General features: G+C 62.6%; 11 protein-coding genes. 6 read left to right on the forward strand and 5 right to left on the reverse strand.

The genetic code is table 11. The annotated features are described in order from the left end of the window. The first annotated feature begins 32 nt into the window (after positions 1 to 32). Positions 33 to 1,796 (forward strand): methyl-accepting chemotaxis protein, encoded by a 1,764-nt coding sequence (locus ABIC65_RS04790; protein ID WP_436286700.1) that lies wholly within the window; start codon positions 33 to 35, stop codon positions 1,794 to 1,796. 45 nt (positions 1,797 to 1,841) lie between these two features. On the opposite strand, the gene leuA is transcribed toward ABIC65_RS04790, so the two are convergent. Beyond that, complete coding sequence (gene leuA / locus ABIC65_RS04795; protein ID WP_354307184.1) at positions 1,842 to 3,500, reverse strand: 2-isopropylmalate synthase; 1,659 nt, start codon at positions 3,498 to 3,500, stop codon at positions 1,842 to 1,844. 284 nt (positions 3,501 to 3,784) lie between these two features. On the opposite strand from leuA, the gene ABIC65_RS04800 reads away from it, so the two are divergent. Both ABIC65_RS04800 and ABIC65_RS04805 read left to right on the forward strand, forming a co-directional pair. Then, positions 3,785 to 4,180, forward strand: coding sequence for a BLUF domain-containing protein (locus ABIC65_RS04800; RefSeq protein WP_354307185.1), 396 nt, complete (start codon positions 3,785 to 3,787; stop codon positions 4,178 to 4,180). 261 nt (positions 4,181 to 4,441) lie between these two features. After that, positions 4,442 to 4,699 (forward strand): SWIB/MDM2 domain-containing protein, encoded by a 258-nt coding sequence (locus ABIC65_RS04805; protein WP_116468858.1) that lies wholly within the window; start codon positions 4,442 to 4,444, stop codon positions 4,697 to 4,699. A 111-nt stretch (positions 4,700 to 4,810) separates the two neighbouring features. Here ABIC65_RS04805 and ABIC65_RS04810 read toward each other — a convergent pair whose 3' ends face one another. Both ABIC65_RS04810 and ABIC65_RS04815 read right to left on the reverse strand, forming a co-directional pair. Next, a complete protein-coding gene (locus tag ABIC65_RS04810; protein ID WP_354307187.1) occupies positions 4,811 to 5,611 on the reverse strand; it encodes a universal stress protein in 801 nt (266 codons plus the stop codon). 79 nt (positions 5,612 to 5,690) lie between these two features. Continuing rightward, positions 5,691 to 6,425: a Crp/Fnr family transcriptional regulator gene (locus ABIC65_RS04815; protein ID WP_354307189.1), complete on the reverse strand. Its 735-nt coding sequence runs from the start codon at positions 6,423 to 6,425 to the stop codon at positions 5,691 to 5,693. Positions 6,426 to 6,603: 178 nt separating this feature from the next. Between ABIC65_RS04815 and ABIC65_RS04820 the strand changes: the two genes are divergently transcribed. Further along, positions 6,604 to 7,278, forward strand: a complete 675-nt coding sequence (locus tag ABIC65_RS04820) for an OmpW/AlkL family protein (RefSeq protein ID WP_354307191.1) — start codon at positions 6,604 to 6,606, stop codon at positions 7,276 to 7,278. 107 nt (positions 7,279 to 7,385) lie between these two features. On the opposite strand, the gene ABIC65_RS04825 is transcribed toward ABIC65_RS04820, so the two are convergent. Together ABIC65_RS04825 and ABIC65_RS04830 are read right to left on the reverse strand one after the other, a co-directional pair. Continuing rightward, positions 7,386 to 8,471: an acyltransferase family protein gene (locus ABIC65_RS04825; protein WP_354307193.1), complete on the reverse strand. Its 1,086-nt coding sequence runs from the start codon at positions 8,469 to 8,471 to the stop codon at positions 7,386 to 7,388. A gap of 456 nt (positions 8,472 to 8,927) precedes the next feature. After that, on the reverse strand, positions 8,928 to 9,905 hold the full coding sequence (locus ABIC65_RS04830; protein ID WP_354307194.1) for a right-handed parallel beta-helix repeat-containing protein: 978 nt from the start codon (positions 9,903 to 9,905) through the stop codon (positions 8,928 to 8,930). 522 nt (positions 9,906 to 10,427) lie between these two features. On the opposite strand from ABIC65_RS04830, the gene ABIC65_RS04835 reads away from it, so the two are divergent. Together ABIC65_RS04835 and ABIC65_RS04840 are read left to right on the forward strand one after the other, a co-directional pair. Then, a complete protein-coding gene (locus ABIC65_RS04835; protein WP_354307195.1) occupies positions 10,428 to 11,672 on the forward strand; it encodes a DUF6161 domain-containing protein in 1,245 nt (414 codons plus the stop codon). Positions 11,673 to 12,025: 353 nt separating this feature from the next. Further along, positions 12,026 to 12,583, forward strand: a complete 558-nt coding sequence (locus tag ABIC65_RS04840) for a hypothetical protein (protein WP_354307196.1) — start codon at positions 12,026 to 12,028, stop codon at positions 12,581 to 12,583. Positions 12,584 to 12,896: the final 313 nt, after the last annotated feature.

Genomic DNA, 12,896 nt, shown 5'->3' on the forward strand with positions numbered 1-12,896 from the left:
GGACGCGTGCGCCTGTCACCAGAGGATCGTGGATGTCGATTGCAAGTTTCGTTCGCAACAGCGCGTTAGCCATGATGGCGCTTCTGGTTGTCGGCGGCTCGCTGGCGGCCTGGCGGCTGGATCGCATCCGCATGGGCGGCGAGGTGCAGCTGCACCAGCAGGTCAATGCCGATCTGATCGCGGACATCCTGCCGCCCCCCGAATATATCATCGAGCCCTATCTCGAGGCGACGCTGATCGCGCGCAATCCGGAAACGCTGGGCACGCATGCCGAGAAGCTGGAGGGCCTCCACAACCTCTATCTGGAACGCAACAAATATTGGCAGACGGTGCAGGTGGACGAGAGCCTGCGCAACCAGCTGCTCCAGCAGGCGCACCCCGCCGCCCAGGCATTCTGGAACGAGCTCGACCAGGGCTTCCTGCCCGCCGCCCGCAAGGGCGATCGCGCGGCGATCGACGCCAGCTACGCCAAGCTGACCGGCCTGTACGACAGCCACCGCGCCGCGGTGGACAAGCTCGTCACCATGGCGCGGGCCGAGCAGCAGCGCGTCGCCGCCAGCGGCACATCCGAATTCTACCTAGCAATCGGCATCGTGCTGGTGCTGGCGCTGATCGTCGGCGGCCAGGCGGCGCATTTCTACATTACCATGTATCGCCGGGTGCTGGAGCCTGTCGGGACGCTGTCGGCGCTCACCGATCGCCTCGCCAAGGGCGAAGTGGCGACGATTCCCTATCAGGACCGTAGCGACGAGATGGGCCGCATCGCCAGCGGTCTCGAACATTACCGCGCAGCCGCGGCCGCGCAGAGCGAAGCGGATGCGCGCAAGCTCGAGGCGCAGCGCGAAGTCACCGAAGTACTCGGCAACGGCCTGCTGGCGCTGCGCGAGGGCGACCTGACCCGCACGATCGATCGCCGCTTCCCGGCCGAATATGAAGTGCTGCGCCACAACATCAACGAGGCGATCGCCTCGCTGCGCGCCCGCGTGCAGCTGGTCAGCGAAAGCGCCGACAATATCCGCAACACCTCGTCCGAGGTCGCGCACGGCTCCGAGGACCTCGCGCACCGTACCGAAAAGAGCGCGGCCAATCTAGCCCAGGCGACCGAGGCGCTGGCCAAGATCGAGGAGCGCCTGCGCGCCACGATGATCGCCGCCGACAACACGGTGAAGCGCGCCGGCGAGGCGACCACGGCACTCCGCGACGGCCGCGGCACCACCGCCCGCGCCGTGCAGGCGATGGACCGGGCGAGCGGCAGCGCCAAGAATATTGACGGCGTGATCGAGGGCCTCGACAAGATCGCCTTCCAGACGCGCGTGCTCGCGATGAACGCGGCGGTCGAGGCCGGCCGCGCCGGCGAGGCGGGCCGCGGCTTCATGGTCGTCGCCGATCTCGTCGCCGCGCTGGCCCTGCGCGCCGAGGACCAGGCCAAGCAGGCCCGCGACATGCTCAGCGAGACCCAGGCCGATATTCTCCAAGCCGCCGACGCGGTGCACGACACCGATACGGCGCTTGATACGATTTCGGGCGATGTCGAGGCGGTGCACAACCTGATCGCCGCGATTGACCATGACAACCATGCCCAGTCGGCGGCGGTGAGCCAGGTCTCGACCGCGATGAAGGGGATGGATCTGGTGACCCAGCAGAACGCGGCGATGGTCGAGGAGACCTCGGCGGCGATCCGCAACCTGTCGAGCGAGGTCAACGCCCTCGCCCAGCGCGCCGGCGCCTTCCGCTTCGAGCGCACCACCGGCACGCGCGCGGCCGCCTATAGCGGCGAGCTGGCGACGGTTCACTAATCGGAGAGGAAGCCCCTGTCCCTCCAGGGACAGGGGCTTTTGACGTCAGGCGCGGTTGGCGGCGCTGAGCACCGCGCGCACCGAGGCGGTGGCGATATCCGCATCGATGCCGACCCCGAACACCGTCCGGCCGTCCTCGGTACGGCACTCGACATAGGCGGCCGCCTGCGCATCCGCGCCGCCGCCGATCGCGTGCTCGCTATAGTCCACCACGTCGAAGCGCGGACCCGTCGAGCCCGCCAGCGCGTCGACCACGCCCGAGATCAGGCCGTTGCCGCGTCCCGAGATCGACTGCGCGGCGCCGTCTATCGAGATACGGCCGACGAACACGCGGCTGCCCGCGGCCCCCGTTTCCTCATAGTCGACCAGCGTGATCCGGTCCTTGTCACCGGGCAGGTACACCCGTTCGAACAGGCCCCAGATATCGGCGGCGTTGAGCTCGCGGCTGGTCTCGTCGGCCAGCGCCTGGACATGCTTGGAGAACTCCGCCTGCATCCGCTTGGGCAGCTTGAGACCCTTGTCCTGCTCCAGCACCCAGGCGACGCCGCCCTTGCCCGACTGCGAATTCACCCGGATCACCGCCTCGTAATCGCGGCCGAGATCCTTGGGATCGATCGGCAGATAGGGCACGTCCCAGACCTGGTCGTTGCGCGCTGCCTGCGAGGCAAAGCCCTTCTTGATCGCGTCCTGGTGGCTGCCCGAAAAGGCCGTGAACACCAGGTCCCCCGCATAAGGGTGGCGCGGGTGGACGGGGAGCTGGTTGCAATACTCCACCGTCTGGATCACCTCGTCGATGTCCGAGAAGTCCAGGCCCGGGTTCAGCCCCTGGGTGTACATGTTGAGCGCCAGCGTCACGAGATCGACATTGCCGGTGCGCTCGCCATTGCCGAACAGGCAGCCTTCGACGCGGTCGGCGCCGGCCAGCAGCCCCAGTTCGGACGCGGCGACGCCGGTGCCGCGGTCGTTATGCGTGTGCAGGCTGATCACGACGCTCTCGCGGTTGCGGATGTTGCGGCAGAACCATTCGATCTGGTCGGCATAGATGTTGGGCGTCGCCGCCTCGACCGTCGCCGGCAGGTTGAGGATCAGCGGGCGCTCGGGCGTCGGGCGCAGGATGTCCATCACCGCCTCGCAGACCTCGACCGAGAAATCGAGCTCGGCGGTGGAGAAGGTCTCCGGGCTATATTCGAAATGCCACTCGGTATCGGGCTGCTTGGCCGCCTCGTCACGCAGCACCTTGGCGCCTTCGATGGCGATCTGGCGGACTTCGTCGCGGCTCATGCCGAACACGATGCGGCGCCAGGCCGGCGAGACCGCGTTGTAGAGGTGGACGATCGCCTGCTTGGCGCCCTTCAGCGACTGGAAGCTGGTCTCGATCAGGTCGCGGCGCGACTGGGTGAGCACCTGGACGATCACGTCGTCGGGCACGTGCCCCTCGCGCACCAGCCCGGAGATGAAGTCGAACTCGGTCGCCCCCGCGCTTGGGAAGCCGACTTCGATTTCCTTCAGGCCCACCTTCACCAGCAATTCGAAGAAGCGCGTCTTCTTCTCGCCGTCCATCGGGTCGATCAGCGCCTGGTTGCCGTCGCGCATGTCGGTGGAAAGCCAGCGCGGCGCCTTGGTGATGGTGCGGCCGGGCCATTGGCGATCGGGCAGATCCACCTGGGGGAAAGGACGATATTTGACGCTGGGGTCGCGCAACATGGGCCGTGTCTCTCTTCAAGGTCTGGCCGCGCCTAGCGCAGCCGTGATGCGATAGGGAAGTTCCGGTTTGCCCTTAGGGGAGACGCGCGCGTGCGAAATCGGCCCCTAAGGGCGGATAAGTCGCAGGGTAAGGCGCAGGGCGTCGATCACGCGCTTCTGATGCCGGAATTATACGATCTTGTCCAGCTTGGACTAAATAGCTGAAATACAAGCGCGCATCGGCGATGCTAATCTGCTATTAACCAGTCTACGCCGAAAACGCGCGCTCGCAGGAGAGGATTTCCATGCTGCAGCTCGTCTATGTCAGTTCCGCAAACCCGGCCGCGCCCTGTCCTACCCAGGACATCCTGACCGTCTCCCGCCGCAATAATGCACGCGACCGGATCACCGGGCTGCTCTACGCCGATGGCGGACGCTTCCTCCAGGCGCTGGAAGGTCCCGAGGACGCGGTGGAGGCCGCCTTCGCGCGCATCCAGCGCGATCCGCGGCATCGTGCGATCGTACTGCTCTCCCGCCGGATCGTCGACCGCCGCGCATTCGGCCATTGGGAAATGGCGCATCGCGCGCCCGGCGCCGACGCCGCGGGCTTCCTGGCGGATGTCCAACGGCTTACCGCAGACGCCGCGCCGGATGTGCGCGGCACCTTCGAAGGCCTGGTCCAAACCCGAGTCTTGGCCTGACCGCGCAATATTACTACGTTTTTGCCCCAAAGTGTTGCGCCGCTGCACCACCGCAGCGCCGCAAAACAGCGGTTGGCCGCGCTTCGGTGCGGTCTGCGCTGGACAGATGCCCTTTCCCGCAGTCAAAGGCGTACAGGGGCGTGCATCACCGCACGAACCGCAGTACATCGTTGGTTGCGACAAGGGGGAGGAAGCCTCTCGATCCCGAGGCGCTGACGAAGGAATAGCCCCAATAAGGGGTACGAACAGGAGTTAGACACGATGGCCGAGACCAAAGCACGCGGTGGCATTGCCAAGCCGGTTACCCCTTCGCCCGAACTGGCGAAGATTGTGGGCACCGCCGATCTGCCGCGCAGCGAGATCGTCAGCAAGGTGTGGGAATACATTAAGAAGCACAACCTGCAGAACCCTGCGAACAAGCGCGAAATCCTGGCCGACGACACGCTGAAGCCGATCTTCGGCGGCGACAAGGCCACCATGTTCGAAATGAACAAGCACCTCGCCAAGCACGTCAAGTAAGCGCGGTCGCCGCGGCTTTTTCGAGCCGCGCGAACAGCAAAAGGGGCAGGCAGCCAGGGTTGCCTGCCCCTTTTCTTTTGTTGACGGGCAAGCGCGCGCGATTCGTCCGCGTCAGTGCGCCAGCAGCAGCGGCACCGGGCTTTCCGCCAGCATCCGCCGCGTCACGCCTCCGAACGCCGCTTCGAGGAAGCGGCTGTGGCCGAAACCGCCCATCACCAGATAGGCTGCCTTGAGCGCCTCGACGACGGCGAGGATCGCGCCACCCACCGTATCGGTCTTGGGGACCACCCGCACCTCGGGCCGGATGCCGTGCCGCGACAGATATTCCGCCGCTTCCGCCGCCGGCAGCCGCAGCGAGCCCTCGTCGACCACCAGGATCGTCACCGTGCCGGCATGCTTGAGCAGCGACACCGTCGCCTGCAGCGCCGCTTCCGCCGTACGCGAACCGTCCCACGCAACCACCGCATGGCCGTACAGGTCGAAGCCCGGCGCCTTTTCCGGCACCGCGACGATCGGCTTGCCGGTCTTCAGGATGGTATCGCAGATCAGATCGCGCATGTCGGGATAGTCGACCTTGTCGAGTTCGCGATTGAGCACCACCAGATCGGCGAGCGCGGTCGCGTCGCGCAGGCATTCGCGGGCGAAGCCGGTCGCGTCCACCCAGTCATAGGGAACGTCCTCGGCCTTGAGCCGCCCTTCCATCCGCACGCGATTGGCCGCCTCGCGGGTCTGCTCGTCGGCGAGCAATGCGGCACCGCCACCGAATTCGACATAATCGCCGACATAGGCCGGCACCATCGCGATATCGACGCAGCGCAGATGCCCCTCCAACCCGCGCGTCAAGTCGAGCGCGGCCTGGAACCGCGCCTCCTGTCCGGCGTCGTCATGCATCAGAACGAGTACATTCTTCATGGTCGCCTCCATTTCATCCGGTCTTCTTCGTGGATGAAGCGAGGCTAGGCAGATGCACTGCGCGCCGACATGCGGTTAGTTACGGAGTCTCGGCCGCCAGCACGGCGAGCGCCGCGGCATCGAGGATCACGAAGCTGCGCAGATCGGGCAGCGCGATCACGCCGTCGCGCTTCATCGCGGTGAGCTTGCGGCTGACCGTCTCGATCGTCAGCCCCAGCAGCTCGGCCATCTGCTGGCGGGTGAGCGGCAGCGCGACCGGCGCGCCGGGGCTGCACGTGCCGCGCGCCGCGAACTGCAGCAACAGGCTGGCGACACGTTCCCCGGCGGACTTGCGGCCGAGCAGCAGCATCCATTTCCGGAGCTGGTCGAGCTCGTCATAGGCGCGGGTCAGCAGTGCCTGGCCGATCTCGGGATGCGCCTCGACCAGCCCGGGCAGCGCGCTGCGCGGAAAGACGCAGAGCTCGGTCTCGGTCAGCGCGGTGACGCAATGGCTTGAGGGTCGCTCGCCGATCGCGCCGACGAAGTCCGCCGGAAAGGCCAGCCCCAGCATCTGCTCGCGGCCGTCCTCCAGCGAGGCGGACAGCTTGACCAGCCCGTGATGCAGGATGCCGACCTGCTCGGCGATATCTCCCTGCCAGATCAGCGCCTCGCCCCGCCGCAGCACCCGCTTGCGCCCGATGCGGTTGAGCGCCTCCAGCGCGCCCGCCGAGATGCCGCCGCACAAGGATGCCATCCGCACGCCGCACGCCGCGCAGCGCGCCGGCAGGTTCCATTCCGCAGCGCCCAGATCCGGCTGGTTTCGATCCATGAACATATTCGCCTCCGCGCGTGGCATGCATCGCGCGCGTGCGGCGTGTCGTTACGTATTGGTCCCAAGCCGGCCAACGGACCACCTTGGGAACATTACCTACGCGCAACGTTGCGTGTGATCAAAACCGCGGGGGAAAGTTGCGGCTACCCGGTGCCTCGTCGAACACGAGGAGAAATGAACCATGCGTACTTCGCTTTTTGTCGGTCTGGCCGCTGCCGGTCTGCTGGCCTCCACCGCGAGCGCCCAGGCACAGGACCGAGCGGGCATCGCGGCCGGCGACTGGCTGGTCCGCCTGCGCGGCATCGTCGTCGCCCCGAATGAATCATCGACCGGCATCACCCCTGCCCTGCCCACCGCCAAGGTCGGCGTCGGCGATGCGGTGATGCCCGAAGTCGACTTCACCTACATGGCAACCGACCATATCGGGGCCGAGCTCATCGTCTCCAGCACCCGCCACGACATCCAGGGCCGCGAAGCCATTTCGTCGCTCGGCAAGGTCGGTCACACCTGGGTGCTGCCGCCGACGCTGACGCTGCAATATCACTTCCTGCCCAAGGCGGCGGTGCGCCCCTATGTCGGCGCGGGCATCAACTACACCACTTTCTATTCGGCCAAGACCAGCGACTCGCTCAACAAGGCGCTCGGCCAGACCAGCCTCTCGCTCAAGGACAGCTTCGGATATGCCCTGCAAGCCGGGGTGGACATCGATTTGAACAAGAAGTTCTTCCTGAACCTCGACGTCAAGTACATCGACATGAGCACCACGGCCCGGCTCAATACCGGCGGCGCGATCAACCAGACCAGCGTCGACATCAACCCGCTGGTGTTCGGCTTCGGCGTCGGCACCCGCTTCTGATCGAGCCTTCCCCCGCTTGCGATCACTGACCCGTCCAGCGGGGGATATGACTGGGGAGCCGAGCGCTAGGGCGCTCGGCTCCCCTTCTTCGTTGCGGCGCTGCGGACTTAGGCGGCGCTCGGTCGACGCAGCAGCGTCGGACGGCGGGCCCATCGCGCGATCGCGGGGAACGAGTCCTTGAACACCAGAATGCGCTTCTCGATGACGTGCCACGAGAACACCGCGAAACACACCATCGCAAGCAAGGACAGAGCGAGGGTCTCGAAGAACTTGCCCGGACCGATCAGATGCACGACGGTCTGCTGGATCGGATAGGCGTAGAGATACAGGCCGTAGGAATAATCGCCGCCGAAGATAAGCTTCGGGCGCCACATGCGATTGCAACCGAATGCGGCGATCGCATAGGCGGCGGGGAAGCTGGCGACATATTGTGCGTTCGGGAAGTACAGCAACAAGCACGCCACCGCGAACGCGCCCAGCGCAACCACGAAGCCGCCAGGCAGCGCATGGCGGAACTGATACACCATCATGCCGGCGACGAAGCTGAGCGTCAGATTGAACTTGTCGACGTTGAACCACATCGGCGCGGCCGTCGCGACCTGATGCCAGGTGAGGATGCCCATCGCGACGATCCAGGTCACGGCGATCAGCTTAGGCCGCTTGGTGAAGCCGATCAGGAAGAGAACGCTGATCGTGATGTAGCATTCCAGCTCGGAGGGTACCGTCCACAGCGAGCTGTTGACGATCCCCGAGACCGGATTGTCGAGGAACACGCCCGGCAGACGGAAATGGATCCAGCCGATAATGTTGACCATGTACTGGAAGAATTCGCGGTGCGTGAAATAGGCTGCAAGAGACACCGTGGTCAGGATCGGCCCCAGGATCAGCGCCGAGAGCAGCACCTCCACCGTCAGGGCCGGGAAGATGCGCAGCACACGATGCCAGAGGAACACGCCAAGGTTGGGCGCGCGCTCGAGGCTCGACGAAACCAGGAACCCGCTCAGCGCGAAGAACATCGGGAGGATGACGCGGACGAGCACCATGATCGGCTGATCGACATAGGGCATCAGCGCCTCGGTCGACATCGTCACGGGAAAGGTGTGCCACAGCACCACGGCGAGCGCGAGAAACAACCGCGCATAGTCAAATCCGGTCGTCGCGCGCGCGGCGAACCGTTCCCCCAAACTTTTCATTTGTGCCTCTTCCGAAAATTGCCCCGTGCGAATCCGTTTTCCGTCCCGGGCAGCTCTGCCTCAACCTGATTTCTGTTCGAAAATCAACGAGTCCCTGTCAAATCCGACATGAATCAGTTCCAGAACGGAGCAGTCGCAACGGCAAACCGCCGGGCACCTTGAGCTACAACATGTGCTGGCGCCCGCGACGAGCGCGGGCTCTAGCATTGGGAAGGGAGCGCGATGGACGCCGGGGTCGATGGGGAAGCGGAAACACCCAACCTCCACGCAGCCTGTTCCCTCCTCGCCGCGCTTGGCATCGCGCTGATCCTCGGATTCGTGGTCACGGATATGGCTGGGCTTACATCGCATGACATGCCGAGAACCGGCTATGGCAGCCTTTTCCGAGATCGGTGAGACGGTGCGGGACGCCACCTGCCGGTAGGTTGGAGTCGCAAGCGCCGCTGCGCCCAACCGCTATTTCGCAAAGCGTCCGCCGATACGATTTCCGGCAGGCCGCATGCTCTTGTTGCTGTTGATGAAATAGGCCGGTGCCGAGTTCCCCTCGACAACCGCCGGCGCATCGACGCGGATCCAGGGCGTGAAGTTCGGGCCGGCAATCACCTCGTTACCGCGGATCGTGACGTTCTTCGGGCCGCTGTAAATGTTGATCGCGTGCCACATGGTCATGACGAAGCGGTTCCCGCTGATCTCGATATTCTCGTAGCCGCCGACCCGGTCCTCGTCACCGAAGAACACGCCTTGCGGTTCGTGGCCAGGGCTGCCGAGTATCTGGTTCTTCAGGATCCGGACGTTCTTGCAGCCGGCGGCCTGTCGCGTCGTCCAGCACTGCACGCCGTCGGGGTGGACGCCCGGGTTGGTGCGGAAATCGTGGATCCTGTTCCAGGAGATCGTGATGCCGTTTGCGCCGGGGATCTCGATGGCGTCCGAACCGATGAAACCGATGTCGTTATGGTCGATCACGACATTGCGGCCACGCTCCACCTTGATCCCGGCATTGACCTGCTGGAACCGCGAGTTGGTGACGCTGAGGCCCTCGACATTGAAGGCGCTGAGCCCGCTCAAGTCCTTGCTGACGTCGCCGCCGATCAGGCCATGCACATAGAGACTGTCGAGCGTTATACCTGAACCGTTGTTGATGCGGATCATCACCTGCGTATTGCCCTCGCCGGGCTTGGGGACATAGGAGACTTCCAGGCCCGACAAGGCGAGATTACGCGGATTGTTGATGGTCAGCCGGGTGAAGAGGGCGCGGCGCTTGAGATCCGCGCTCCTGATCGTCACCTTGGCGGCGTACCGCGCGTCGTTGAGTACGACCGATCCATAGTTGCCCGGCGCCAGCTGGATGACGTCGCCCGCCCGCGCCGTTTTCAGCGCGGACTGGAGCGCCGTCGGCGTCGCGACGGAAATGGCGGCAGCAATCAGCACGAACATGAAATCCTCCTAGGGTGCGCGGCGAATGCAATCGGAAATCGGCACCGGCGCGCGCATAAAGCAGGCCGCAGCACCAGGCGCGGCCAATTCCCCACCTGTTCTCCCAGGCATCTTCTTTCATCTGCACGTGCGCACGGGGACGCGTGCCGCTTCGCCGGAGGATGGTGGCCCGGAGAGGATTAGAACAAACGAGCTTTCTCAAACACTTATCTTGGCCACCCAGCCCCAAATCCTCTACAAACTTCCTCCGGTACAGGCTGATTTTGTCTAACCCTTTTTGCGGCTCCTCCCTCAGCGAGTCAACCGGACCGCGGGGCATGGTAGCACTGGAGCGATACGCGCTTCGTAGTCCGCTCCGCTCTTTTCGGGCCTGGGCCAACCCCCTTGCACGGTTGTGCTCGCAACCGAGTACGACCGCTTGCCGAAGGCACGAAAACGCGCTCAGCTGGGGGCAACCGCGACCTTGCGCACTGCCGTTTCCGTGCACGTGCGATATCAGTGAGCAAAAGGGGATTGGCAGCCGTGATTACCGTGGATCTGGGCGTGTTTCGAGGGGGACTGAAACGCTTTAACGACCTGAATGCCCTAGGGAAATATGCCGAATCGCAACGTGATTTGTGGGCTTCCAGTTCAGAATTGGCCCAAAACCTTGTGGAGCCAAGTGATTTTCCAGAGCTTGCCGCGCTCCTCTTGGAGCCTTGGCAGACCATCCACAAATACTCTGACCGTCTAATTAACGCATCCTTTGTCGAGGAAGCACAAAGGGAAATCAATGAGCTTGTAAGTCAAAGATCGCCCATCGCTTTCAGCTCTCCAGCTGGTAGCTCCATTAGGTCAGTCTTGCTGGACGAGGGGATCTTGCCAGCGATTGGTGCGACTAAGTTGGCGCAGGCGCTACCCGATACCGCCTCAATCCCCTTCATGAGCAGTAGCGAACAGGTTGGCGCGCGGCGATTAGAGCGTGATTTTGGAGCAGCTTATTTAAGTGATATCGCCGATAAGGGCAAAAATCTTTCGCAGTTATTAGATATGTATGAAGCTCAAACCCATGAGCTTGAGGCCAAGATGTTGGAAATCACCGGTAAAAATCAAGAGCTTATTCGAAAAATAGACGAGACCGCTGCAATTTATGAGGCGCGATTTGCACAGTTCATAGAAGATCGTTCCACTGAAACCGCACGAAGCATCGCTGATTGGAACGAAAAACATGAGGCAGCCAGGAAGTCTGTACTAGAGCGAACAAAGATAAAGAAGCCGGTCGCACTGTGGGCAGAGATCGCCAAGAAACATGAGTTCGCATATCGCATTCGAGCAGGTCTATCCGTGGCCGTAGGCTCCGGGGGTATATTTTTGGCTTTCGTTGTAGTGAAGGAGTCCTATAGATTCGCAGAGCAACTTTTCAAGGATGCCTCCACCGGGGTTAAGGGCGCGACTGCAAGCGTTCTCCGAGCCACTTGGTTACACGAGTTAATATTCACAGCCTCCGCCACACTCCTTTACCTTACGATATATTTGTGGATGACGCGGATTCTCGTTCGCATGATGCTGAGTGAGCATCACCTTGCCGTCGACGCGCGGTCCCGCGAAGCCATGGCTGATACTTATTTAGGACTGATAGCAGAGAATGAAGCAGCCGACGAGAAAGACCGCGCCATCATTTTGAACTCATTGTTCAGACCGGTTACAGACGGCCTCGTGAAAGACGACGCGCTTCCGTTAATCTCCCCAGCGAGCCTTCTGTCTAGCAAGCTGGCTGGCAGCGGCTAACTAGCCCGCCCCTCCAGCTCGACATCGGTAGTATATCGCGCCAATATTCTACTTCGTCGCGTGGGGGTCGGCGGCAGCTAGACCCTAATCGTTTCTCCGGCAGGCTAACGGCAATCGTTTATTCTCAGGATCTTACCTTGCCTAACCTCCGAGCCTCGCACGAAAAATCGCCTTAGGACCTCAAAACTTTGTCTAACTTTTTTCGTGCCAGCACCCCCGGAACACGCGGCGCGCCAAGCAGCCCGCCACCTTCGGGCTAGGTTGCGAGCGCATCATTGCAAACAAAGGTTCGGCTGGTATGAAGCGATATGGGGTATTGGGGACTCGTTAGCAAAACCGCGGCTCGGCATGCGTTGAAGGACGCCAAGCTCGACAGTGTAGCATCAGCCGTCATTGCCATTCTGGCGCAATGCTTGATCGCAGCTGCAATCTTCATTGGCTTGGGCTTTACAGAAACTGCCCTGATCACGCGCGCATTGACGGCGCTAACGCCGTTTCTGACCTTTCCAATCGCATTTCTGGTCAGGAGTATTTTGGAGCCGCGCAGGATCGACTCTGCATTACGCGATGAAATCAATTTGCTCCGAAGTCCACCACACCCATCTCGGTTTGATGACGGGCTCTATCAGCATGGCGCATTGGTGGGAATCGTCACCAATCCTCGGGAGATCACTAATGATCAAATCGAGTTCGATGCGATCGAGGAGTCTGATACATTGAAGAGGCGTGAAGCATTTTTCTTCCGAGACAAGCTTCTTTTTTTGAACGTAGTCGTCGGTTATGCTGGAACTCAAATAAGCACCACAATAACAGCCGAAGGACCGAGATCGATTACCCGTCGTGCGGTCATGACGGGCGTCAGATGCCACATCATCGGCACGGCTAGCACTGTGGCTCGGCCGCACGATTAACTTCGAATCGATCCGGCAGCGAGCATCGGTCGTCAAAACGTCCTATCTCGTCTTCGACAGCCCGGCGCGCTCAACCTCTACCAGTGCGCTAACGATAGACTGGGTCACGAGAACCACGTCCCCACGGAGGGCTTGCTGAGTTTTTGAGAGAGGGTTGCCGAGAGTGCGGCCCCCTCCAAATCACTACGCTGCGATCCTGCCCCGACGATTTCGGGTGACATGTGTTGACAATTTCGCAAAACTCGTGAGGCAGCATGGCCATTTGACGCGCCGAGGGAAAAAATGGCACGAGGATCGATCAGGCGGAATCGCG

The organism is Sphingomonas trueperi (genome assembly GCF_040545665.1).
GTDB classification, from domain to species: Bacteria; Pseudomonadota; Alphaproteobacteria; order Sphingomonadales; family Sphingomonadaceae; genus Sphingomonas; species Sphingomonas trueperi_B.

Coding starts and splice junctions, on each gene's coding strand:
- ABIC65_RS04815 (WP_354307189.1), bottom strand. CDS start 6,425: ATGTTCATGGATCGAAACCAGCCGGATCTGGGCGCTGCGGAATGGAAC.
- ABIC65_RS04830 (WP_354307194.1), bottom strand. CDS start 9,905: ATGTTCGTGCTGATTGCTGCCGCCATTTCCGTCGCGACGCCGACGGCG.
- ABIC65_RS04790 (WP_436286700.1), top strand. CDS start 33: ATGTCGATTGCAAGTTTCGTTCGCAACAGCGCGTTAGCCATGATGGCG.
- ABIC65_RS04820 (WP_354307191.1), top strand. CDS start 6,604: ATGCGTACTTCGCTTTTTGTCGGTCTGGCCGCTGCCGGTCTGCTGGCC.
- ABIC65_RS04800 (WP_354307185.1), top strand. CDS start 3,785: ATGCTGCAGCTCGTCTATGTCAGTTCCGCAAACCCGGCCGCGCCCTGT.
- leuA (WP_354307184.1), bottom strand. CDS start 3,500: ATGTTGCGCGACCCCAGCGTCAAATATCGTCCTTTCCCCCAGGTGGAT.
- ABIC65_RS04810 (WP_354307187.1), bottom strand. CDS start 5,611: ATGAAGAATGTACTCGTTCTGATGCATGACGACGCCGGACAGGAGGCG.
- ABIC65_RS04825 (WP_354307193.1), bottom strand. CDS start 8,471: ATGAAAAGTTTGGGGGAACGGTTCGCCGCGCGCGCGACGACCGGATTT.
- ABIC65_RS04805 (WP_116468858.1), top strand. CDS start 4,442: ATGGCCGAGACCAAAGCACGCGGTGGCATTGCCAAGCCGGTTACCCCT.